The sequence below is a fragment of the Streptomyces sp. NBC_01618 genome (assembly GCF_045209435.1).
Lineage (GTDB): Bacteria > Actinomycetota > Actinomycetes > Streptomycetales > Streptomycetaceae > Streptomyces.
In genome coordinates, this window is the sequence record NZ_CP109297.1 from 5,489,866 (window position 1) to 5,513,740 (window position 23,875).

A 23,875-nucleotide genomic window follows, 5' to 3' on the forward strand; every position below is an offset into this window, starting at 1 on the left:
CCCGGCCGCGGCCCGTCACAGCAGCGCGTAGACCGCCGTCGCGTCGTCATGCGTCTTGCCGCGGCGCAGAAACGCGCGTTCCGTGTCCGCGTCCTCCAGCGCCCTGACCCGGTCGATCAGCGCCTGGGGCCGCTCCTTGTGGAGCATGCCGAGGCAGTCCGCCCAGTCGCCCTCGCGGAACATCTCCGTCCATCGGGCCGCCCCGTCGGTCATCGCGGCCAGCGCCCGCACCCGGTCGAGCGGGGTGCGCCCGTTGACCGCGCGGGCCGCCACGGCGGGATCGGCGGCGGCCGTGAAGAAGCCGCCCTCCTTGTTCCGCACCGTGGTGTCGGCGATCGCGTCACTGGCCAACGAGCCCGGCGGCAGGCGGTCCAGCCGGTCGTCGAGGAGGGGACGCACGGTCCCGTCGGGCGCCTCGAACAGCAGTACGGAATCGGAAAGCACCAGGTGCTCGATCTCGCGTTCGTCCCAGCGCGCCACGACGACCGTCGCCTGCGGCGTCCGCACGTGAGAAAGGTCACACGTGGAGCGGTGTGCGCCAGCGGTGCGTCGGATGGACTCGGCCAGGATCTCCTGGAGGGTCAGATCCCGTCGCGATCCAGACAGTTCGACCAACGCGCCACCCAGCCGTGCGGTGAACCAGGGGACCGAGTGCACACAACCGTCGTCACCCGGTGGCGGAGTCACTCCGTCGAGCAGGACCAGCGTCCCACCCTGGCCGGAAGCGGGCAGCGCGGTCGCGGCCCAGTCCTCGTTCGGGCGGTCGGGGCTGCCGGGGGCGGTCGCGAGTTCCATGCGCATGCAGTCAGTCTGCACGACGCCTTCACGAGCCCTGCACGGTCCGGTATTGGCCTGTACCGGCAGGTCAGGTGGATGCCAGGAGTGGAAGGAATGGCTCCGTACGGCGTGCGGGCGGGCATCCTGCCAAAGCCCGGGCGGAAGTTCCAGCCGACGGGCCAGGTGTGCCGGACGCGCTCCGAGGGGAGACTTGTTCGTCAACTCGGGAGTGATGTTCACTCGTTCAGGTGGCGGAGTGGTTGATGCGCGCCCCCCTCTCAAAAGCACTGGAATGGTCAGAAGCCGTACCAGCGGTCGGGGGCGCTCGTTCACATGTGACCGTGCGTCACCTCTGCTTCAAGGGCGGACGAGTCAAGATTGCGAGCACCGGTGCAGAAGAAGCGGCCTCGGAGCAAGGGCAGTAGGCACAGCGGTTCCGGGGTGACGTCTCCGGCACCCGCCGAGAGCGAGGGCACCCGGCGCGCAGTGCGCGTACGCAGCCGGCTGGTCGCCGGTGTCGCGGTCGTCGGTATCACCGTCATCGCCGCGGGCGCGCCCGCGGCCCTCAGCGCCTCCGCCGACCTGAACGACTCCCAGCGGCTGGTCACCCTCGCCGAGCTGAACCAGCAGGCCATCGCGCTGGCCCACGCCCTCGCCGACGAACGGGACGAGGTCACCACCTACATCGCCGCCGGCCGCGACGAGGCGTCCGGCCCGGCGGGCGACGGCAAGGGCGACACCGGCAGCCGGAGCGCCCGCGTCGACCAGCGGGTGGACGAGATCAGGGACGCGGCCCCGGCCGCACTGCGCCGCGACCTCTCCACCATCCCCTCCCTGCGCCGCGCCGCGCTCAGCGGCAAGGGCACGGCGCTGGCCGCCCATGAGACGTACTCCGAGGTCATCGCCAAGCTCCTCGACCTGGCCGACGAACTCGCCGAGAAGACCCCGCCGCGCGCCGCCGAGGCCACCCGCGCCCCGCTCGCCCTCGGCCGGGCCACCGAGCAGGCCTCCGCCACCCGCGGGCTGCTCCTCGCCGCGCTCGCCGTGCCCCGTACCTCCACGACCCCGCAGCTCGACCCGGTCACCGGACTGCCCGTCCCGACCCAGGACCAGGGCAGCAGCAAGGACGACCGCACCCGTGACGAGCTGAGCGCCGCCGCCCAGCAGGCCCGGGTCCGCGAACTCGCCTCGCTCGCCGACTTCGACCAGGCCGCGGGCTCCACCGCCCGCGACAAGCTGTCGTCCACCGTCACCGGGCCCGAGGTCAACAGCGCGGAGAAGTACCTCAACTCCCTCACCGATCGTCCCGAGCTGTCCGAGTCCGACCAGCGGACCAGCAGCAAGAAGGTCGAAGCGGCCCTCTCCGCCCGGATCGACCGGATGCGGGGCGTCGAGTCCGCCCTCGGCACCGCGCAGGTCCAGCACCTGGAGCAGCTCCGCGACGACGACGTCACCGCGCTCGAACTGCGGATCGCGCTGCTCGGCGGCTGCCTGCTGATCGCCGTCGGCGTCTCCACCGCCGTGGCCCGTACCCTCACCCAGCCGCTCGCCGTCCTGCGGATCGGCGCCGCACGCCTCGCCGCGGACCCCGACAACGCCGAACCGGTCCGCTACACCGGCCGCAACGACGAGTTCGCCCAGGTCGTACGGTCCATCAACGCCCTGCACGGCCAGCTGCACGGACTGCTCCACGAGTTCAACGGCCGCTTCGAGAGCCTGCAGACCGAGCACGGCGAGCTGATCGCCGGCCGCGAGGCGCTCACCCTCCAGCGCGCCGAGCTCCAGGTCATGACGGCCGACCTCACCGCCCAGCTGGAGCGGCTGAGGAACACGGTCCACCACACCTTCGTCAACCTCTCGCTGCGCACCCTCGGCCTCGTCGAGCGCCAGCTCGGTGTCATCGAGAACCTGGAGGAGCGCGAGCACGACCCGGAGCGGCTGGCCACCCTCTTCAAGCTCGACCACATGGCCACCGTCATGCGCCGGCACAGCGAGAACATGCTGGTCCTCGCGGGCGCCGAGCACGGGCACGGGCACGCGGGCCCGATCCCGCTGGTCGACGTGTTGCGCGCGGCCGTCTCCGAGATCGAGCGGTACGAGCGGGTCACCATCCAGTCCCTGCCACCGCACGCCCAGATCGCCGGTTTCGCCGCCGACGACCTCAGCCACCTCGTCGCCGAACTCCTGGAGAACGCGACCTCCTTCTCCCCGCCGGACTCCCATGTCCAGCTCTCCGGCTGGCTGCTGGAGACCGGCGAGGTGATGCTCTCCGTTCAGGACGAGGGCATCGGGATGTCGGCCGCACGGATGAGCGAGCTCAACACCCGGCTCGGCGACCCCACCCTGTTCGACGCGGGGGAGCGGGACGACAAGGGGATGCCCGACGCCGGACTCGGCCTCCAGGTCACCTCGCTGCTGGCCGCCCGCCACGGCGTACGCGTCCAGCTGCGCGACAACAAGGGCAACGGGGTCACGGCGGTCGTCGTCCTGCCCCAGGCCCTGCTGCCGAAGGCGCCGCCCGCCGCCACGCCACCGCCGCTGAAGGTCCCCGGCGACGCACCCGCGCTGAACCTTCCGGGGTCGGTCGCCGAGGCCAACTCCAACGCACTGCCGACGCGCACGCTCGCCCTGCCCGGCGACCCGCTGATCGCCGCGGCCGAGCAGACGATCCGCGAGTCCGGGGCGGCCGTTTCCGAGCCTCTTTCCGCGGCCGTCTCCGCGCCCGTCTCCGAGCCCGTTTCCGCGCCTCTTCCCGAGCCCGGGTACGCGATGGACAACGCCCCGGCCGCCGAGGCCGAGGCCGAGACCACGATGCAGGTCCGGCTCCCGGCGGTGCCGGAGTTCGACGACGTCCCCGAGTTCAGGGCCCCCGACCCGTACGCCATCGGCCCCGACCGCCACGAGCGCGCCGCCGACGAGTTCCCGGCCCCGGTCCCGGCCCCCACGCCCGTCGCTGACGCCCTGCCCGGCCCCCGCACGGCGGCGCCGCAGGAGCGCATCACGGACAAGGGGCTGCCCAAGCGCACCCCCAAGGTCGTCAAGCCGACCACGGCATCCAGCTCGGAGCGCAAGGGCAGCCTGGACAAGGAGGCGCTGCGCCGTCGGCTCGGCGGCTTCCACCAGGGCGCGAAGAACGGCCGCCGGGACGTCGAGGCGGAGATCGCCGAGATCACGGCGACCCAGCCGTTCCCCGGGGCCGCGGCACACGCAGGCCGCCCCGCGCATACCGAGCACAGTGACCCGGCCGACCGTAACGACGGCCGAACCGATGAGGCGGGGGACACAGTCGAGGAGGCACGCAGTTGACTGCGCCCAGCACATTCGGGCTGAGTACCGAAGCCCGGAACCTTCACTGGTTGCTGAGCAATCTGGTGGAGGAGGTGCCAGGGGTCCACTCGGTCACCGTCGTCTCGTCCGACGGACTGATGCTGCTCTCCTCCGACCCCGGCCATCTGCTCACCCAGGAGCCCACCGGCCGGCAGGACGGCCCCCGGGGCTCCAGCGCCGACCTGGCCACCATCGTCTCCGGCATCGGCAGCCTCACCGTCGGCGCCGCCAAACTGATGGACGGCGGCGGCGTCAAGCAGACCATGGTCGCCATGGACGAGGGCAGCGTCTTCGTCATGTCGATCAGCGACGGCTCGCTGCTCGGTGTGCACGCCACCCCGGACTGCGACATGAGCGTCATCGCGTACCACATGGCGCTCTTCGTCGGCCGAGCCGGACACGTACTCACCCCCGAACTCCGCAGTGAATTGCGCAAATCGATGGAGAGCACCCAGTGACGCCCGCTGCTGAACCCGCCCGCAGGCTGCCCGTCCGCGGGTCCGACCGAAGGCCCGCACGGGTCCGCCCGTACTCCCTCACCCGCGGTCGCACCCGTTTCGGCCACGTCCTGCTCGTCGAGACGTTCGTCGCCGCGCTCGAAGCGCCCGAGGAGCGCCGCGAGCTGACCAACGGCAACCTGGCCACCCGGGTCATGCCGGAGCTCCAGGCCATCGTCGAGATCTGCCGCCGGATGCGTACGGTCGCGGAGATCTCCGCCCTGCTGAAGATGCCGCTCGGTGTGGTCCGGGTGCTGATCAGCGACTTGGCCGACCAGGGAAAGATCCGCGTGTACGGGACCGGTCACGGCACCGGCCAGCCCGACCGCGCACTGCTCGAAAGGGTGCTCAATGGACTCCGCCGTCTCTGAGTCGCCGCTCTTCGCTCCGCGCCAGCCGGGAGCCAGGGACCAGGCCGAAGAATCGCTGCAAGCCTGGCAGTTGGACCACACCAGGGCCCCCATCGCCACGAAGATCGTGGTCGCGGGCGGGTTCGGCGTGGGCAAGACGACCTTCGTGGGGGCCGTCTCCGAGATCACCCCGCTGCAGACCGAAGCGATGATGACCCAGGCCAGCGAGGAGACCGACGATCTCACCGCGACGCCCGACAAACTCACCACGACCGTCGCGATGGACTTCGGCCGGCTCACGCTCGACGACGACCTCGTCCTGTACGTGTTCGGCACACCGGGCCAGCAGCGCTTCTGGTTCATGTGGGACGACCTGGTGCGCGGCGCGATCGGCGCGGTCGTGCTCGCCGACACCCGGCGGCTCGCCGACTGCTTCCCCGCACTCGACTACTTCGAGAGCTGCGACCTGCCGTACATCGTCGCCGTCAACCACTTCGAGGGAACGCCTGGGTTCGAGGCGGAGGACGTCCGGGAGGCCCTGACTGTCCCGCCGCACGTGCCTGTTGTGATCATGGACGCGCGTAACAAGATCACTGTCGTCGAGTCGCTGCTGGCCCTCGTGGGCCACGCCCTCGACGCCACCCCGGCATAGGAGGGTGTTGAAGTTCTTGGCCGGGCCGAGAACTCCAACACCCTCCCAGCTCGCACGCAACACGTAACGGAGAACCGCGATGCGGAAGATACTCATAGTCGGAGCCGGCCAGTCCGGTCTCCAGCTCGCCCTCGGACTGCAGTCCAAGGGCTACGAAGTCACCCTGATGTCCAACCGCACCGCCGACGAGATCCGGTCCGGCCGGGTCATGTCGACCCAGTGCATGTTCCACACCGCGCTCGAGTACGAACGCGACTACCAGCTCAACTTCTGGGAGTCCCAGGCCCCGCGCATCGAGGGTCTCGGACTCTCGGTCGCCGCGCCCGACTCCTCGCGCGCCGTCGACTGGGTCGGCAAGCTGGACGGCTTCGCCCAGTCCATCGACCAGCGCGTGAAGATGGCCGGCTGGATGGAGACTTTCGCCCAGCGCGGCGGACAGCTCGTCATCCACGGTGCCGCCGTCTCCGACCTGGACTACTTCTCCCGTACGTACGACCTGGTGATGGTCTCCGCGGGCAAGGGCGAGCTGGTCTCCATGTTCGGCCGGGACGCGTCCCGTTCGCCGTTCGACGCCCCGCAGCGCGCCCTGGCCGTCGCGTACGTCCACGGCATGGGCCCGCGCCCCGAGCACCCCGAGTTCGACGCGGTCCGCTGCAACCTGGTCCCCGGCGTCGGCGAGCTCTTCGTGATGCCGACCCTGACCACGTCGGGCCGTGCCGACATCCTGTTCTGGGAGGGCGTCCCGGGCGGCCCGCTCGACGCGTTCCAGGGCATCAAGGACCCCTCCGAGCACCTCGCCAAGACGCTGGAGCTCCTGGAGCGGTTCCTGCCGTGGGAGTACGCCCGCGCCACCAAGGTCGAACTGACCGACGCCAACGGCACCCTGGCGGGCCGTTACGCCCCGACCGTCCGCAAGCCGATCGGCCGGCTGCCCAGCGGCGGTCTGGTCCTCGGCGTGGGGGACGTGGTCGTCGCCAACGACCCGATCACCGGCCAGGGCTCCAACACGGCCTCCAAGTGCGCGAACTCCTACCTGAACTCGATCCTCGAGCACGGCGACCGCGAGTTCGACGCGGAGTGGATGCAGGCCACGTTCGACCGGCACTGGGAGACCACGCAGCACGTCGTGAAGTGGACCAACGCGATGCTCGGCGTACCGCCGGAGCACGTACTGAACCTGATCGGCGCCGCCGGCCAGCTCCAGCCGGTCGCCGACCGCTTCGCCAACGGCTTCAACAACCCGGCGGACTTCGAGAACTTCTTCTTCGACCCGGAGAAGACGAACGCCTACCTCGCCGAGGTGTCCGGCGCCGCGTCGGCCGCCTGACCGCGGCAAACGGGCCGGGTCCCGTCGGGTTCCCCCCGACGGGACCCGGCCCGGTCGTCATGTGCGGCCCTCGCGGCCCGGGGCCTACTTCCCGGGCGCCGAGGACGAGCCGTACCCCGCGTCCGACCCCGCGGACGCGCCCTGCGGAAGCCGCGGCGCCTCGTACGCGGACAGCGGCACGCCCTGCGGGTCCGGCCGTACGGCGCCCAGCAGCGGGTTCGACGCCACCGGTGAGACCTTCACCTGCGCGCCCGGCCGGGGCGCCTGCACCACCAGACCGTTGCCGACGTACATCGCCACATGGGTGGCCTTCGGGAAGTAGATCACCAGGTCACCCGGGCGCAGCGCGTTCACCGGCACCTTCGGCAGCTGCCGCCACTGCTCCTGCGAGGTCCGCGGAATGACCCGGCCCGCCTTCGCCCACGCCTGCGAGGTGAGCCCCGAGCAGTCGAACGAGTCCGGCCCCTCCGCGCCCCACACGTACGGCTTGCCGACCTGCTCGATCGCGTACTTCACCGCCTCGTCGCCCGCCCGTGACGGCGGCCTGACCGAGGACAGCGCGCCCGCGGCGACCAGCGCGCCCTGGGCCTTCGCCGTGCCCTGCTGCTCCAGCCGGGACAGGTCGGCGAGCTGAGCGGCGGAGAGCTTGGCCAGCTTTGCCTCGACGGCCTTGAGCCGCGACTGCACCGCGTCCCGCTGCTTCTTCCGCTTCGCGACCAGCACCTGCTGCTGGTCCAGCACCTTGCGCGACTTGGTCGCCAGCTCGTCCGCGCGCTTCTCCGCCCCGGCGAGCCGCTTCACGGTCGCCGCCCGACCGGCCGCCGCCCGCCGCATCACGTGCTCCTGGTCGAGGAGGTGCTCGGGATCGGGGGCCAGCAGCAACCGCACGTACGTCGAGAAGTCCGACTGCCCCTGGTACTGCTCCCGGGCCAGCTGCCCCGCCGCGTCCCGGCTGCCGGCCAGCGCGACGCGGGCGGCGGCGAGCGAGGCACTTAGCTTCTTCGCCTGCGCCGTACGCTTCTTCAGCTCCGCCGCGGTCCCGTTGTACGACTCGGTGGCCTCCTCGGCCTGCCGGTACAACTTCTGCAACTCGGTCAGCAGCTGTGCGGCGCCCTTGCCCGCTGCCGCGGGCGCCGGAGCGGGAACGGCCGTGGGCGCGACGGACGGTTTCGCGGCACCTCTCGCCTCCGGTCCCGGCTCCGTGGGTGTGGCGGCTGCCGGCGAGGCTACGACGAGCGTGGCCAGCGCCGCGGTGCAGACCACGCGCAGAACTCCGCCTGGCATGGCATCACCTCCGGTGACGGGGCGAATCACGGCATGCCCCATAAGTGAGCACAACGAATCAATACGGTCACCCGGTGTCAGGAGATTCAAGGACCCCGCGGTGTGGCGACCGGTGGATTCGCCCGGAAGGCGGTGAGCGGGTGCGGAAGCCGGGTGCTTCGGCTGCGGCCTGGCGGGTGGATCAGGGACGGGCTGCGGTTCTCTCGTAACGGGTGGCGAGACAGCCCCGCTGCTTCGGACTCGATGGACCTCGAGCGTGTCCTTGCGGGCTCGGGGGCCGGTGCTGTCGAGTGGAGCAGCGCGGAAAGGCGCACCATGGTAGGGCGCGAGTACGACATGGAGTACCTGCCAGGAGTTCGCCGGTGGCACGTGGACAGTTGCGGATCTATCTCGGGGCGGCCCCCGGGGTCGGGAAGACGTACGCCATGCTCGCGGAGGGGCAGCGGCTGCGTTCACTGGGCGCGGATGTCGTCGTGGGCTTCGTCGAGCCGCATGGGCGTCGCCCGACCGCGGCCATGGCCGACGGTCTGGAGACGATTCCCCGGCGTACCTTGGCCCATCGTGGTGCGGCGTTCTCCGAGATGGATCTGGATGCGGTGCTGGCCCGCCGTCCTCAGGTCGCGCTGGTGGACGAGCTGGCCCACTCCAATGTTCCGGGGGCCCGCAATGCCAAGAGGTGGCAGGACGTCGAGGAGCTGCTCGACATCGGCATCGACGTCGTCACCACGCTCAACGTCCAGCACCTCGAATCCCTCAACGACGTGGTCCGGCAGATCACCGGGGTCAGGCAGCGCGAGACTCTGCCCGACGAGGTGGCGCGTCGCGCCGATCAGATCGAGCTGGTCGATCTGCCGCCCGAGGTGCTGCGCCGCCGTATGGTGCACGGCGACATCTACCCACCGGACCGCATCGAATCCGCCCTCACGCACTACTTCCGGGTCGGCAACCTGACCGCGCTGCGGGAGCTTGCCCTGCTGTGGCTCGCCGACCGGGTGGAGGAGGGATTGCAGCGCTACCGGGCCGAACACGGCATCTCCGTTCCTTGGGAGACCCGGGAACGGATTCTGGTGGCCCTGAGCGGTGGCCCGGAGGGCGAGACGCTCATCCGCCGCGCCGCGCGGATCTGCGCTCGTACGCCCGGCACCGAGTTGCTGGCTCTCCACGTGGTCCCGGAGGACGGGCTCACCGGCATTGACCCGGCTGCACTGAACGCGCAGCGCACCCTTCTGGAGTCGCTCGGCGGCATCTACCACCAGACCACGGGCGAGGAGGTTGCCGACGCCTTGCTCCAGTTCGCCGAGGCGGAGAACGTCACTCAGATCGTGCTGGGCGCGAGCCGGCGCGGCCGTGTCGCCTCCTTTCTGAGAGCAGGCGTGGGAGAGCGGACGGTCAAGCGGTCCGGCCCCATCGACGTGCACATCGTCACCCATGAGGAGGCAGCAGGGACCGCTGTGCCGACGCTTCCGCGTCCGAGTCGTGGCACGGGCCCACGGAGGTACTGGACCGCGCTGGCCGGCGCCGTGGTGCTCCTGCCCGTACTGACGCTCCTGCTGACCGCGCTCCGTGGCCACCTCGGCCTCGCCGGCGACCTGGTGATCTATCTGCTTGCCGTGGTCGGGGCGGCCCTGGTCGGTGGTCTCTACCCCGCGCTGTTCGCCGCGGTCGCCGCGGCGCTGCTCGTCGACTACTACTTCACGGCACCGGTGCACTCGCTGGCCGTCGAGCGTGCCGACGAGATCGCCGCACTCGTGGTCTTCATCGCCACGGCCGCTCTCGTCGGCACGGCAGCCGGAACAGCCGCACAGCGTACGCATCAGGCCGTACGCGCGACATCGGAGGCGAAGGCGTTGAGCCGCCTGGCCACCGCCATGATGCGGGGCCAGGAGCTGCCGGCACTGGTTGAGCAGATCCGGGAGAACTTCGGCCTCAGAGCGATCAGCCTGCTCGAAAGGGATCCCGAGGCATCCCCCGTGCCTCGCTGGTACGTGGTCGCCAGCGCCGGGGAACGGCCGCCGGAAAAGCCCTACGAGGGGGATGTGGAAAGCCCGGTCGACGACAACCTCACGCTGGCCGCCCGCGGCAAAGGACTGAGTACCGAGGACCAGCGTGTCCTCGCAGCGTGCGCAGCCGAACTGGGGCTGGTCCACGAACGGGGGCGTATCGTCGGGAGCGGCGGTGCCACCGACGCTCTCGCAGCCGCCGAACGTACCCGGGCATCTCTGCTCCTGGCAGCAGGCCGCGATCTGCGTGCTCCCTTGCGCACCGCCGAAGAGGCGCTCCAGCGCTTGCGGCAGCGTGCCGACGAGCTGGGTCCCGAGGAAGCGCAGCTTCTGGACGCGGCCCGGGCGGCCGTGTACCGGGCGGCGCAGTTGGTCACCGATCTCGACGATCTGAGCCGTCTGCATGCCGGGGCCCTCGACCTCTACCTTCGCCCGGTCGACCTCGACGAGGCACTGGGCGCCGCCTTGGACGACCTCGGGCCCGGTGGGCACTCGATCGTTCTGCGCCTGCCGGAACAGCTGCCTGACGTGATCGCCGACGCCGCACTCCTCACCCGCGCCCTGACCGCGCTCGGGGCCGACGCACTGCGGCACAGCCCGCCGGACCGGCCCCCCGTCTTCACCGCCGAGGCCCGGGGCGACCGCCTGGTGATCCAGGTGAAGGACGGGACGCACGGCCCGGGCCCGGAACCGGGCACAGCCGCCCCCCGGGCATCGAGTACCAGGGGCGACAGTCTGGCTCTGCGGCTGTCGCGCGACCTCACCGAAGCCATGAACGGCACCCTGGAGACGACCATCGAGGACGGCGGAGCCGCCTTCTCGGTGGCGCTCACTCTTCCGAGCGCCGCGCCCGGCGGCAGCGTGACGTTCGGCCATGCCGGGTGAATCCCCACGCTCCACGTTCACCTGATCGGCCTGCGGAGCATCAGGCCACTCTCGAAGGAGACTGATATAGCGTCAAAAACGAGCCTTCGCGCCATGTTCCGGCCAGGGTGAACAGTCCCGCCTCTGATACCTCTGTGAGGTGATTCGCGTATGCCGGACGTAGCGTTCATCGGCCTCACGGTCGTGGTGTTCGCACTCATTGGTCTGATCGCAAAGGGGGTCGGACGTCTGTGAGCGCGGAAAACATCGTGGGCTTGATCATTGCCGTATGCCTTGTGATCTACCTGGTCGTCTGCCTGCTCCTCCCCGAGAAGTTCTAGGCGGAGAGGCCGGATGAACGACACTCTCGCGGGATGGCTCCACGTGCTCGCCCTGGCGGTCGCGCTGGGACTCTCCTTTCGACCGTTGGGCGGCTACATGGCCCGCGTCCTGACCACCGATCACCATGGGCGGGCGGAACGTCTGATCTACCGGGCAGGCGGAGTGAACGGCGACGCCGACCAGACGTGGCCGGTCTACCTGCGCAGCATCCTGGCCTTCTCCGCAGTGTCGGTAGTGTTCCTGTACGCATTCCTCCGCCTGCAGAACCATCTCCTGCTGTCTCTGGGAATGAAGCCGGTCAGCACGGACCAGTCGTTCAACACCGCGGCATCCTTCGTCACCAATACCAACTGGCAGTCGTATTCCGGCGAATCGACCATGGGACACCTGGTCCAGATGGCGGGCCTCGCGGTGCAGAATTTCGTCTCGGCGGCTGTGGGTATCGCCGTCGTCGCCGCACTGATCCGGGGCTTCGTCAGGAAGAAGACCGATCGCGTCGGAAATTTCTGGGTCGACCTGACTCGGATCGTGCTTCGCGTTCTGCTGCCCCTGGCGTTCGTCTTCGCGATCGTTCTGGTGGCCGCCGGTACCGTTCAGAATTTCCATGGAATCCACGACATCACCACGATCGCAGGCGGACACCAGAGCATCACCGGGGGCCCCGTCGCCTCCCAGGAGTCCATCAAGGAACTGGGCACCAACGGCGGTGGTTTCTACAACGCGAACTCCGCGCACCCCTTCGAGAACCCCAACGCCTTCACCAACCTGATCGAGATCTACCTCATGCTGGTCATCGCGTTCTCGCTGCCGCGGACTTTCGGGACGATGGTCGGCGACAACCGACAGGGCTACGCGATCGTTGCCGTGATGGTACTGATCTGGGGTGCCTCGGTCGCCGTCGTGACCGCCAACGAGCTGCACAGCGTCAGCAGCACGGCCGGTCACGCGGCCGGCGGAATGATGGAGGGCAAGGAGACGCGGTTCGGGATCTGGGCCTCCGCCCTGTTCGCCGCATCGACCACCCTTACATCGTGCGGAGCGGTCAACTCCTCCCACGACTCGTACACGCCGGGCGGCGGCGGAATGACGATCTTCAACATGATGCTGGGGGAGATCGCGCCCGGCGGCACCGGATCCGGGCTCTACGGAATCCTGATCCTGGCGATCGTCACGGTCTTCGTCGCCGGACTGATGGTCGGCCGTACGCCCGAGTACCTGGGCAAGAAGCTCCGGGGCCGGGAGATGAAGCTGGCCTCGCTCTACATCCTGACCACACCGGCGCTCGCCCTGGTCGGTGCAGGGCTGGCCATGGCGCTACCGGGGGAGAGGGCCGCCATGCTCAACTCCGGACCGCACGGCTTCTCCGAGGTCCTGTACGCCTTCGTGTCGGCGGCGAACAACAACGGCTCGGCGTTCGCGGGGCTGAGCGCGAACACCGTCTGGTACAACACCGCGCTCGGTGTGGTCATGCTCGTCGGCCGGTTCCTGCCGATGGTGTTCGTCCTGGCGCTCGCCGGCTCGCTCGCCGGGCAGCAGCCCGTTCCGGTCACCGCGGGCACCCTGCCCACTCACCGGCCCCAGTTCGTCGGTCTGCTGACCGGAGTGATCCTCATCGTCGTCGGTCTGACGTACTTCCCCGCGCTCGCACTCGGCCCCCTTGCGGAGGGTCTGCACTGATGTCCACGACCGCCACTTCGGCTCCCACCCCGCCCGGCGGCGGGCGCCGGCAGCACCGGGTCTCGGGCGGACTGCTCGATCCCAAGCGGCTTCTGACGTCCTTCCCCGAAGCCCTGCGCAAGCTGGATCCGCGCTCGATGGTCCACAAACCCGTCATGTTCGTGGTGGAGGTCGGCGCAGTCCTGACCACTCTGTCAGCCATCAGGACACCCGGTGTCTTCGCTTGGGTGATCACGGCATGGCTCTGGCTGACGTCCGTCTTCGCCAACCTCGCCGAAGCCGTGGCCGAAGGACGCGGCAAAGCCCAGGCGGAGACTCTGCGCCGCACCAGGACGACGACGACGGCCCGCCGTCTCACCGGCCGGCGGCCCGGCGCGATGGACGCAGCAGAGGAGGAGGTTCCGGGCGTCGACCTCCGTCCGGACGATCACGTGGTCGTGGAGGCCGGGCAGGTCATCCCGGGCGACGGCGATGTGGTCGAGGGCATCGCGAGCGTCGACGAGTCGGCCATCACCGGCGAATCGGCACCGGTGATCCGCGAGTCCGGCGGTGACCGGTCGGCGGTCACGGGCGGAACCAAGGTGCTCTCGGACCGGATCGTGGTGAAGATCACCTCGAAGCCGGGGGAGACCTTCATCGACCGGATGATCGCACTCGTGGAGGGGGCCGCCCGGCAGAAGACACCGAACGAGATCGCGCTCAACATCCTGCTCGCGTCCCTCACGATCGTTTTCCTGATCGCGGTGGCGACCCTGCAACCCTTCGCCGTCTTCGCAGGGGCCGAACAGACCATCGTCGTCCTCGTCGCCCTCGTCGTTGCCTTGATCCCCACGACGATCGGCGCGCTGCTTTCGGCGATCGGCATCGCGGGCATGGACCGGCTCGTGCAGCGCAACGTGCTGGCGATGTCCGGGCGCGCGGTGGAGGCCGCCGGCGACATCAACACCCTGCTGCTCGACAAGACCGGCACCATCACCCTCGGCAACCGTCAGGCCGCCGAGTTCCTGCCGGTGGACGGGGTGACCACCGAAGAACTCGCGGATGCCGCCCAACTGTCGTCGATCGCCGACGAGACGCCCGAGGGCCGCTCGATCGTCGTCCTCGCCAAGGAGCAATACGCGCTGCGCGGCCGTAGCGAGGGCGAACTGGCCCAGGCACAGTTCGTCCCCTTCACCGCTCAGAGCCGGATGAGCGGTGTCGACATCAGTGATCCTCAGGACAGTCGGTCACTGCGCAAGGGAGCCGCGACGGCAGTGATGCGCTGGGTCCGTGACAATGGCGGCCACCCCACGGCAGAGGTCGGAGCCATCGTCGACGGAATCGCCGCGAGCGGCGGCACCCCGCTGGTCGTCGGCGAAGTGACTCGGCATGGCGAAGCTCGCGGCGCCCGGGTCCTCGGCGTCATCCACCTGAAGGACGTCGTCAAGGAAGGCATGCGCGAACGCTTCGACGAACTGCGCCGCATGGGCATCAGAACCGTCATGATCACCGGCGACAACCCGCTGACCGCGCGCGCCATCGCCCAGGAGGCGGGGGTGGACGACTTCCTCGCCGAGGCCGCGCCCGAGGACAAGATGGCCCTGATTCGGCGCGAACAAGAGGGCGGCAAGCTGGTCGCGATGACCGGCGACGGTACGAACGACGCGCCCGCTCTCGCCCAGGCCGATGTCGGCGTGGCGATGAACACCGGTACCTCGGCCGCCAAGGAGGCCGGGAACATGGTGGACCTGGACTCCAACCCGACGAAGCTGATCGAGATCGTCGAGATCGGCAAGCAACTGCTGATGACCCGCGGCGCGCTGACGACCTTCTCGATCGCCAACGACGTCGCGAAGTACTTCGCGATCATCCCGGCGATGTTCGCGATGGTCTACCCGGGCCTGGACAAGCTCAACATCATGCGCCTGCACAGCCCGACCTCGGCGATCGCCTCCGCGATCGTGTTCAATGCGCTGATCATCATCGCGCTGATCCCGCTCGCGCTGCGCGGTGTGCGCTACCGGCCGTCCTTCGCCGCGAAACTGCTCAGTCGCAACATTTGGATGTACGGGCTCGGCGGGCTGGTACTGCCCTTCGTAGGCATCAAACTGATCGACCTCCTCATCCAGTTCATCCCCGGACTGCGCTGACAGACGTCCCGACGAAAGAAGAAGGCGATCCCACGGTGCGCACCCACCTTCCCCCCGTACTCCGGCACCATCTGACCGCCTTGCGGATACTGCTGGTGTTCACCCTGCTCACCGGCATCGCCTATCCGCTGCTCGTCACCGCCATCGCCCAGACCGGTCTCTCCCACCAGGCCAACGGCTCCCTACTGACGACGAACGGCAAGCCGGTGGCCTCCTCAATGATCGGCCAGAACTTCACACTGCCGAAGAAGAATCCCCGGGCCGCGCAGGAGCCGCTGCGCCCCGACCCCACGTGGTTCCAGCCCCGCCCGTCCACGGGCGGCTACGACCCCATGAACTCAGGCGCCTCCAACCTTGGACCGAACAACACCGATCTGATCGAGACCGTCCAGGACCGCCTTGCCGCCGTCGCCGCCTTTGACGGAGTTCCGTTCTCGTCCGTCCCCCCGGACGCCGTCACCGCCAGCGGCTCCGGCCTCGACCCGGCGATCTCCCCGACCTACGCCTACGAACAGGTCGACCGTGTCGCGAAGGCCCGCCACCTCCCGCCGGCCAAGGTCAGAATGCTGGTCGCCCAGCACGTCCGGGGACGTGTTCTGGGCTTCCTGGGGCAGGAACACGTCAATGTAGTCGAACTCAACCACGATCTGGCCAAGCTGGTGTGACCACCATGCAGGGGGTCGTCAGTGGCGCGGGTTGAACCGGAGCCGGACACCGGCTCATCCGACGGGCCCGCGCTGTCAAGCGTGGGCACGGCCGAACGTGTCGAGTGCCGCCCCGACTTCACCTTGCGGAAACCGGCAGCCTGAGCCGGGGACGGCTTCACCGGGGCCGTGTAGCGCTGCGCGACCAGGCGGGAGACAGCTGCGTTGCCCGCCGCGCGCTGCAGGCGTTGCAGGCTGCGGGGGTCGGGGGCGGGGCGGTCGCCCGGTGGGCGGTGGGGTGGGGGTGCTTGCGAACGTGACACTTCGGGCGTGAGTGTCACGTTCTCGCGACGGGGGTACCCCCACGGCCCGACACGGATGCGGGGTCCTTCTCCGGGACCGCCCTCATCCGCCCTCCCGGCCCACCACTTCCCCGGACATTCGGCACTCGACGCACTCCGGCCCTGCAGCCGACCCAGATTGCACGGTGGATTCCGGGGGCACGGAGCCCGCGGGTGGCGGAGGCGGAGGCGGCGCCGAAGTGGTCCAGTGGATCAGGCGGATTGCCCCTTCAGGCAGATTCCCGTGCACTGCAAGGCGCCCGTCCATGCTGCGACCGACACGGTCACTGTCGCCGCGATCCGGCTGTGGCTCCGATACCGGGCCCTAGCCGATGGCTTCCGACTTACCGGGACCTACCGCAGGACGGGGAGGTTGGCGGATGTGTCGGGGACGCGATCGATATCCCCGTAGCAGTCGTGCATCTGTGCCCAGTTCACCACCTGGGCATGGAAGCGCCTCGTGGCAGCCAGGACGAACGCCACCGGTCCTGACCTCGTGCAGACCCTAGGCAACCGGGAACGCGTAGAAGATCCGGTCGCGTTGGATGACGGCGCTCGTACCGGACACCAGGACCCGGTACGGGGCGGTGACCGTGGGGCCCTTCGGGTCCTGGGCGCCGATGTCCTGGAACTTCCACAGCCGGCGGCCGTCCTTTGCCGTGAACGCGGTGACCTGGGACGCGTCCGCGGCCAGCAGTGTCCTGCCGGTCGTGCTGAGGGTCACCGCGGGGGCGGCGGCGCCGGGGGCGGCCTCGGTGGACCGTCGCCAGCGCAGTCGGCCCGTCTCCCGTTCCACCGCGCCGACTTCCTGGTTGCGGTTGGTGGTGTGCAGCAGCGTGCCGGTGGCCACGGGGGTTCCGTACGGGGTACCCGTGGTGCCGTTCAGCACCCACTTCGGCTTGCCCGCGGGGAGTTCGAACGCCTGGAGGTCGTCGCCCACCGCCGCGTACAGCACGTCCCGGTCGTCGCCCAGAGCCGCCGCGTCCGGTGTGATCAGGCCGAACGACCGGCTCCACAGCTGCTTCCCGGTCTTCTGGTCGAAGCTCCGGAAGACGGCCTTCCCCTTCGCGGCCTTCACGTCGCCGGGGGTGAGCGTGGCCGGGCTCTGGCGTACGACGAAGTCGTCCTGCCCGGTCGCGATCAGCCGGTACACGGGGGCGGCGGGTCCGCGCCCGGTGGATACGGGGGTCCGCCACAGTTCCTTGCGCTGGAGTACGTCGTACGCGAAGAGGTACGACCTGACGACCTGGGTGTCCTTGCCGCGCTTCTTGCCCTTCTTCGGGGGCGGGGCCTTGACCGTGACCTTGTGGGCCCCGGTGAACCAGACCACCGGACCGGACGTGCCGACGATGTGCGACACCACGAGCCCCGGCGTGTCGGTGAACTGGTCCACGTAGCCCGCCCGGTGCACGACCTTGCCGTCCTTCGGCGACAGCCACAGGAACTCGGTCGGACCCGCGACGAAGCAGAGGTCCTTCCCCGCGGGCAGGGCGGCGCGCCCCTTGGCGGCGTCCGCGCTCTCCCAGACCCGGCGGCCGGTACGCAGATCGATGCCGGCCGCGCCCTGCTCGCCGGTCACGACCAGCAGCCGGTCGTTCCAGAGGGTGGCGGTGAGCGGCGGCGGTTCGGCCGCCGGGTGCCGGTACACCCAACGCGGCTGCGGCGGCAGCCCCGCGACGGTGGCACCGCTGTGGCTCGGTGCGGGCTCGGGGCCGTCGGTCGTGCCTCCGTCCCCGGACCCGAACGCGAGCACCCCGCCTCCGCCGACCACCAGCCCGGCGGCCCCGGCGGCGAGCCCGACGAAGAGGCCGCGCCGACCGAGCGTGGGGGAGGCGGAGGCGGAGGCGGGGGACGGTGCGGGAGTTACCGGGACCGGAAGCGGGTGGGGCGGCATCGGCGCGACGGGCGGGAGCACGGCAGGGAGCCCGGCGGCGGACCCGACGGAGGGGCCGGTGGAGGGTCCGGCAGGCGGGCCGGCGAGTTGACGCGGGACGGACAGCTGGGTCGTCGGCCGGTCGGTCGTCGGTACGTGGCGCCCGATGTCCCCGAGCTGCGTGGTGCGGGTGTCCCCGGCAGGCGCGGGGGAGGTGGTGGCCGCGGGTTCCGGGGTGACGACGGGCGCATCCGCCGGCTGCCCCGCCTCGACCAACTCCCGTACGCGTACGCCCTGTTCCGCCAACTCGGCCAGCAGTCGCTCCGGCAGCCAGCCGCCCTTCGCCAGGCCCGCCGCCCCTTCCAGGGCCAGCTCCGTCGCCACCGTTCCCGCGGTCGGCCGGTCGGCCGGGTCCTTCGCCAGGCAGCGGGCGATCAGTTCGCGCAACTCCGTCGGGACCGCGCCGAGTTCGGGGTCCGTGCGGGCGATCCTTTCGGCACCCTCGGCGGCCGGGCCATCGGCGAGCGGGGTCGTACCGGTCGCCGCGTACGCCAGCAGCAGGCCCAGCACGAAGAGGTCGGAGGTCGGTCCGGGCTGCTCGCCCTCGACCTGTTCCGGGGTGAGGTAGGCGAGCCGTACGGACAACTGCCCGCCGGGGCGCGCCTCGGCGGCTGCCGCGGCGGCCAGCGGGCCGAACGCGGTGAGCCGCGGCCCGTCCTCGGCGAGCAGCACCGTCCCGGGGGCCAGGCCCTGGAGTACGGCTCCGGTGGCGTGCACGCGGGAGAGGGTCTCGGCGATGCCCGCGCCCAGTATCCGCACGGCACGCTCGGGAAGCGGGCCCGTGACCTCGATCGCCTCGGAGAGCGTCAGCGCGGGCAGGTAGGGGCCGGCCGTCCACAGCAGGCCGTCGTCCGTGTCGTCCGCCGGGGCGTCGAGGTGCTGGACCCAGCCGCCGGCCAGCCGGTCCGCCGTGCGGGCCTCCGCCTGGAAACGGCGCCGGAAGGCGGGCAGCGCGGCGAGTTCGGGACGGGCGACGGTGAGCAGGACGGGCCCGCCGGTGGCGCCCCCGTCCCGGCCGGCGGCCACGCCGTGTGCGATGTACTGCACAGTGCTCGCGGTCTCGCGGAACCGCGCCAGCGCGGTGTACGGACCGATGCGGCGTGGATCGTCCTGACGCAGCGCCTCCATGGCGCACCCCCTTGCTGACCGTGCCCGGCACCAGAGCGTCGATCTTAGACCGCCCCCGATTGCCGGTCGGTCCAACCCGGCCGCACCGGGCCCCGTACCCTCAGCCCGGCTTGGACCAGGGCCACTTGGGGCTGTGTCGCACCCGGCCCTCCGGGGCGTACTCGTACACCCAGCCGCGCGGAATTCCCAGCCGCTTGGAGTGGCCGGCCGGTACGCGGCGGTACGCGTACACGGTGGCGGGCCCGCCGTCGGCGGCCGGTACCGGGACCTCGTACCACTTGGGCGGATGGCCGGTCGGGCCGACGAGGACGGGCAGTACCCGCCCGTCGAGAGGGCCGCCGCTGAAAGGGGTGTTCTCGCTTCTCACCGTGCCAGTCTGACCGATCAGTCCTCGGACCTGTCCGAAGGCAGCAGATGGGCCGCTGCGCCGACGACCGGGATCAGCCGCTTTGCCAGCCGTCCGGCCGGACCCGCCGCGGTCTCCAGCGGCAGCAGCTCCGCCACCGCCGACGCGGTATCAGGGTCCGTCGCCGCCGTCGCGGCCAGCAGCGCGATCAGCTGGTCGACGAGCCAGTCGCGCAGATCGGCCGCGGCAGGCTGCTTCCCCTCGTCCAGCCACATCAGGGACGCCGCCTCGACGGCCGCGATCCACGTGCGCACCATCATCCGCAGCCGGGGCCCGGCCCCGTCCCCCGCACCGGCGTCGCCCCGGCCCAGGTGCAGCAGGATCTGCTCGGCCGCCGCCCGCCGTACCTCGTCGACGATCGCCGTCGTACGGGAGGTCTCGACGACGCTCCCGCCGCGCAGCAGCGCGCTGAAACCGGTGTCGTGCTCGTCGACGAACGCGAGATAACGGTCGAGCACGCGCAGCACCCGCTCCGTGGGCGGGCCCACGGGCGGCTCGCTGAAGCACAGGATCAGCTCCTCGGCGGCGGACCTCAGCGCCGCCTCGTACAACTGCTGCCGCCCGCCCGGGAAGTAGCGGTACACGAGCGGGCGGGAGACCCCCGCGACCGCCGCCACCTCGTCGAGCGAGACCTCGTCGGGGGCCCGGTGCGCGAACAGGCTGAGGGCGGCGCCCAGGAGCTGGGTGCGGCGCTCCTCGACGCTGAGCCTTCGGTACGCACGGGTCGGCGGCGCGGCAGTGGTCATGCCATGAAGCCTAAGACCAACACGCAAATGGGGGGCGGCATCGGCTCAGGCGAGCAGGCCCGAACTCTTCCACAACCTGCGCCCCACCCCGTTGAGTACCCCGATGTCGTCGAAGAAGTCCGTCAGCCGCTTCGCGCCGCTCTGCATGACCTCCGCCCGGTGGCCGCTCGCCTTCACCTGGGCGACGGCCTCGCGGCGGTCCAGGCCGACGTTCTCGTACACCTGCGGGTTGACGAAGCAGACGGAGAAGACCCGGGCCGCCTCGCCGCAGCTCACCCGGGTGAGCTCGCGCTCCCAGCGCGGGGCCGTCACCATCTGGCGGCGCAGCTCCTCGCGGGCGTACCGGACGTGCCGCGCCTCCTCGACGACATGGATGCGGGTCACGCCGCGCACCAGCGTCTGGACGCGTTCGTCCGGGAACGTCAGCCGCTGCATCCAGTCGAGGATCTCCTCGCCGAGCAGCGTCGCGGCGAACGAACCGGGCGTGGTGGAGACGGTCTTCAGCACGCGTGCGAGGTTGTGATAGACGCGCGGTACGGGGTAGTCGGGCGAGCCGCCCCACGTGATCATGCGGGCGAACATCATCGAATGCCGGCACTCGTCGGCTATCTCGGTGAGCGCGTAGCGGACGTGGTTGCTGGTCACCCGCTTGTCGTAGATGTGGCGGACCAGCAGCTGCATGAGGATGATCTCGAACCAGATGCCCAAGGAGGCCAGCGACGCCGCCTCGTGCCTGGACAGGTCCATCCGCTGTTCCTCGGACATCCGCCGCCACAGCGGCGTGTCGTAGAGCGAGACGAGCTCGGGCGGCCAGAACCACTTGCCGTCCTCGATCGCCGCGTCCCAGTCGAGTTCCTTGTCCGGGTCGAAGGAGTGCTTGGCCGAGGAGGCGAGCAGCCGCTCGGCGGTCTCTTCGCGGTCCCGGAGCGGGCCGAGTGCGTCGCGGAGCAACTGCACGTCGCGTTCGGTCACTGTCGTCATGGCTGGAGGCACCTCACCCAGGGGTTACCGGCGGTCACTCATTATGAGACTCCCTGTCAGCAATGTCGTCAATCCCTTCTGTGCGACTTGTTGACCCGGTGTCTACCAACGTGTGAACCTGCCAACTGACGTAAGCGCCATGGAACTTGTCGGAGCCTGCAAGGCGAATAGGAGCCGTCCGTGTCGACACACGACCTCTACACCACCGCCCCGGACACACCGCTCTGGCAGGTGCCCGCCTCCGGCGCGGCCCGCTTCAGCTGGGATTACGACGACGGCCGCGAACGCCTGCTTGCCCTCTACCAGAAGGGCAAGGACAAGCAGTGGGACGGCAACAAGCGCATCGACTGGTCCCTGGAGGTCGACCCCGCCGACCCGCTCGGCACCCCGGACGACGTCCTCACCCTGTACGGCACGCCGTACTGGGCGAAGATGACCGAGAAGGACCGGGGCGATCTGCGTACGCACTACACCGCCTGGCAGTTCAGCCAGTTCCTCCACGGTGAACAGGGCGCCATGGTCTGCGCGGCCAGGATCGTGGAGTCCGTCCCCGACCTGGACGCGAAGTTCTACTCCGCGACCCAGACCATGGACGAGGCCCGGCACGCGGAGATCTACAGCCGGTTCCTGCACGAGAAGATCGGCATGCTCTACCCGGTCAACGACAACCTCCAGGGGCTGCTCGGCGACACCCTGCGCGACTCCCGCTGGGACATGCCGTACCTCGGCATGCAGGTCCTCATCGAGGGCCTCGCCCTGGCCGCGTTCGGCATGATCCGCGACACGACGACCAAGCCGCTGCCCAAGCAGATCCTCGCGTATGTCATGCAGGACGAGGCCCGGCACGTCGCCTTCGGGCGGATGGCGCTGCGCGACTACTACAAGCAGCTGAGCGACGCCGAACTGCGCGAACGCGAGGAGTTCGTCATCGAGGGCTGCTATCTGATGCGCGACCGGCTCAGGGGCGTCGAGGTGCTGGAGAACTTCGGCATCGGCAAGCGCGAGGCCGAGGAACTCTCCGAGCAGTCGTCGTTCCTGCAGCTCTTCCGCAAGCTGCTGTTCAGCCGGATAGTGCCGTGCGTCAAGGACATCGGCCTGTGGGGCGAACGGCTTCAGAAGGCGTACGTCGACATGGGCGTCCTCGAACTCGGCGACTCCAACCTGGACCTGTTGATGAACCAGGACGAGTTGCTGGCCGAGCAGTTGGACCGGGAGCGTTTCGCGGCGGAGGAAGAGGCCAGGGTCGCCGAGGTCGAGGAGGCGATAGCCCAGGGCGGAACGAGCCCGTCGGGGGACTGAGGGCGAAGCGGCCGGCCGGCGGAGCCGCGGGGCTCAGAGCCCTGGGTCTCGGAGTCACGGGTCTCAGAGTCACGGGTCTCAGAGTCACGGGTCTCGGAGTCACGGGCCTCAGAGCCCCGGGTTTCAGAGCCCCGGGTCTTGGAGTCGCGGGTCTCAGAGGCGCGAGACGAATTCCCGCACCAGCTCTGCCACCTGCTCCGGCACCTCCAGCAGCATCGCGTGCGTCGCCCCGATGCCCTCGGCCGTGACACCTTCCCGCTCCGCCACCAGTACCGCCAGATCCCGGGCCAGGCCGTGGCCGTACGCTCCCATCAGCTCGTCCAGCCACTCCAGGCCGGGCGTCGGTGGCACCCGGTGCAGCGCCCGGACCAGCAGCAACGGACAGGGGACGCGGCGGAACAGCGCGAACAGGTCGAGGGCGTCCAGGGCGTCCAGCATCTCCAGGGCGCACTCCCGCTCCGGCAGCAACTGCCAGCCGCCGTCCGGGAGTTCCCGCACGCTCGCGCGGAACGACGCCTCGGCCCGTTCGTACGGGATGCCCAGCCCCGTGCTGTACGCGGCCTGCTGCTCGACGTACTCCGCGGGCATCCGCTGCCCCGCCGACGCCCGGGCCATGTCCCCGATGTCGGCCAGCCGCCGCGTCACCTCGTCGGGGTCCAGCCCCGGGTACTGCGTGGGTGTGCCCCACCAGAATCCGTCCAGGTTCACCGCCCCCGGCACCCGGTCCGGCCGCTCGGCGGCGTACAGCGCGGCGACCATCCCGCCCAGCGAATGTCCGACGGGAACCACGCCACCGGCGACTCCCAGGGCGGCGAGGGTCTCGTCCAGGTCGCGCAGCACCGCGTCGAACGACCACGACGCGGCGGCACTGCGGCCGTGCCCCGGCAGGTCCACGGCGAGCACCCGGTGACCGGTGGTGAGGTGCGGGGCGACGGCGTCCCAGTCGGCGAGGGAACGCGAAGCCGCGTGCAGCAGTAGAAGGGCGGGCCGGCCGTCGTCGGGGCCGCCGTCGTCGGGGCCGCCGTGGTCGCGTACGTGAAGAACGGTCATGGAGCCACGGTAGGACGCGAAAAGCGGCCCGAGATCGTTCGACAGCACGATGGAACGGGGCCCTCGCGACGGCCATGATGGATGTACGCCACCTACCGGCCCCGCAAGGCCGGCACGTAGG

Annotated in this window: 18 protein-coding genes; 11 read left to right on the plus strand and 7 right to left on the minus strand. The window is 70.3% G+C overall.

Annotated elements, in window-relative coordinates; translation table 11 throughout:
* Positions 1-15: 15 nt before the first annotated feature.
* Positions 16-801 carry a hypothetical protein gene (locus OH735_RS25620; protein WP_406383890.1) on the minus strand — a complete coding sequence of 262 codons (786 nt, stop codon included), beginning with the start codon at positions 799-801 and terminating at the stop codon, positions 16-18.
* Positions 802-1,167: 366 nt separating this feature from the next.
* On the opposite strand from OH735_RS25620, the gene OH735_RS25625 reads away from it, so the two are divergent.
* From OH735_RS25625 to OH735_RS25645, 5 genes are all read left to right on the plus strand, one after another.
* Complete coding sequence (locus OH735_RS25625) at positions 1,168-4,083, plus strand: nitrate- and nitrite sensing domain-containing protein (protein ID WP_406383891.1); 2,916 nt, start codon at positions 1,168-1,170, stop codon at positions 4,081-4,083.
* Positions 4,080-4,562: a roadblock/LC7 domain-containing protein gene (locus tag OH735_RS25630; protein ID WP_406383892.1), complete on the plus strand. Its 483-nt coding sequence runs from the start codon at positions 4,080-4,082 to the stop codon at positions 4,560-4,562. Before OH735_RS25625 ends, OH735_RS25630 begins: the two co-directional genes overlap by 4 nt.
* A complete protein-coding gene (locus OH735_RS25635; RefSeq protein ID WP_406383893.1) occupies positions 4,559-4,972 on the plus strand; it encodes a DUF742 domain-containing protein in 414 nt (137 codons plus the stop codon). Before OH735_RS25630 ends, OH735_RS25635 begins: the two co-directional genes overlap by 4 nt.
* Positions 4,953-5,603, plus strand: a complete 651-nt coding sequence (locus OH735_RS25640) for a GTP-binding protein (RefSeq protein WP_406383894.1) — start codon at positions 4,953-4,955, stop codon at positions 5,601-5,603. The genes OH735_RS25635 and OH735_RS25640 overlap by 20 nt, the downstream gene beginning before the upstream one ends.
* 79 nt (positions 5,604-5,682) lie before the next feature.
* Complete coding sequence (locus OH735_RS25645; protein WP_406383895.1) at positions 5,683-6,930, plus strand: styrene monooxygenase/indole monooxygenase family protein; 1,248 nt, start codon at positions 5,683-5,685, stop codon at positions 6,928-6,930.
* A gap of 84 nt (positions 6,931-7,014) precedes the next feature.
* Here OH735_RS25645 and OH735_RS25650 read toward each other — a convergent pair whose 3' ends face one another.
* A complete protein-coding gene (locus tag OH735_RS25650) occupies positions 7,015-8,214 on the minus strand; it encodes an NlpC/P60 family protein (RefSeq protein WP_406383897.1) in 1,200 nt (399 codons plus the stop codon).
* 362 nt (positions 8,215-8,576) lie between these two features.
* Here OH735_RS25650 and OH735_RS25655 point away from each other — a divergent pair, with 362 nt between their 5' ends.
* From OH735_RS25655 to kdpC, 5 genes are all read left to right on the plus strand, one after another.
* Entirely contained in the window at positions 8,577-11,099 is a 2,523-nt protein-coding gene (locus tag OH735_RS25655) for a DUF4118 domain-containing protein (protein WP_406383899.1), read from the plus strand.
* Positions 11,100-11,329: 230 nt separating this feature from the next.
* Positions 11,330-11,419, plus strand: coding sequence for a K(+)-transporting ATPase subunit F (kdpF, locus tag OH735_RS25660; RefSeq protein ID WP_406383901.1), 90 nt, complete (start codon positions 11,330-11,332; stop codon positions 11,417-11,419).
* A gap of 13 nt (positions 11,420-11,432) precedes the next feature.
* Positions 11,433-13,097, plus strand: coding sequence for a potassium-transporting ATPase subunit KdpA (gene kdpA / locus OH735_RS25665; protein ID WP_406383903.1), 1,665 nt, complete (start codon positions 11,433-11,435; stop codon positions 13,095-13,097).
* Entirely contained in the window at positions 13,097-15,226 is a 2,130-nt protein-coding gene (gene kdpB, locus OH735_RS25670) for a potassium-transporting ATPase subunit KdpB (protein WP_406383905.1), read from the plus strand. The genes kdpA and kdpB overlap by 1 nt, the downstream gene beginning before the upstream one ends.
* A gap of 35 nt (positions 15,227-15,261) precedes the next feature.
* Entirely contained in the window at positions 15,262-15,891 is a 630-nt protein-coding gene (gene kdpC, locus OH735_RS25675) for a potassium-transporting ATPase subunit KdpC (protein ID WP_406383907.1), read from the plus strand.
* An 825-nt stretch (positions 15,892-16,716) separates the two neighbouring features.
* Here the strand turns inward: kdpC and OH735_RS25680 are convergent.
* The 4 genes from OH735_RS25680 to OH735_RS25695 all read right to left on the minus strand — a co-directional run bounded on the left by OH735_RS25680 (position 16,717) and on the right by OH735_RS25695 (position 21,405).
* Entirely contained in the window at positions 16,717-19,272 is a 2,556-nt protein-coding gene (locus OH735_RS25680) for a PQQ-binding-like beta-propeller repeat protein (protein ID WP_406383909.1), read from the minus strand.
* 100 nt (positions 19,273-19,372) lie between these two features.
* Positions 19,373-19,639 carry a hypothetical protein gene (locus OH735_RS25685; protein ID WP_406383910.1) on the minus strand — a complete coding sequence of 89 codons (267 nt, stop codon included), beginning with the start codon at positions 19,637-19,639 and terminating at the stop codon, positions 19,373-19,375.
* 17 nt (positions 19,640-19,656) lie between these two features.
* A complete protein-coding gene (locus OH735_RS25690; RefSeq protein ID WP_406383911.1) occupies positions 19,657-20,424 on the minus strand; it encodes a TetR/AcrR family transcriptional regulator in 768 nt (255 codons plus the stop codon).
* Positions 20,425-20,469: 45 nt separating this feature from the next.
* On the minus strand, positions 20,470-21,405 hold the full coding sequence (locus OH735_RS25695) for a diiron oxygenase (RefSeq protein WP_406383912.1): 936 nt from the start codon (positions 21,403-21,405) through the stop codon (positions 20,470-20,472).
* Between the two features lie 180 nt (positions 21,406-21,585).
* Here OH735_RS25695 and OH735_RS25700 point away from each other — a divergent pair, with 180 nt between their 5' ends.
* Positions 21,586-22,704: a ferritin-like domain-containing protein gene (locus OH735_RS25700; RefSeq protein ID WP_406383913.1), complete on the plus strand. Its 1,119-nt coding sequence runs from the start codon at positions 21,586-21,588 to the stop codon at positions 22,702-22,704.
* 153 nt (positions 22,705-22,857) lie between these two features.
* On the opposite strand, the gene OH735_RS25705 is transcribed toward OH735_RS25700, so the two are convergent.
* Complete coding sequence (locus OH735_RS25705) at positions 22,858-23,754, minus strand: alpha/beta fold hydrolase (RefSeq protein ID WP_406383915.1); 897 nt, start codon at positions 23,752-23,754, stop codon at positions 22,858-22,860.
* Between the last annotated feature and the right edge of the window lie 121 nt (positions 23,755-23,875).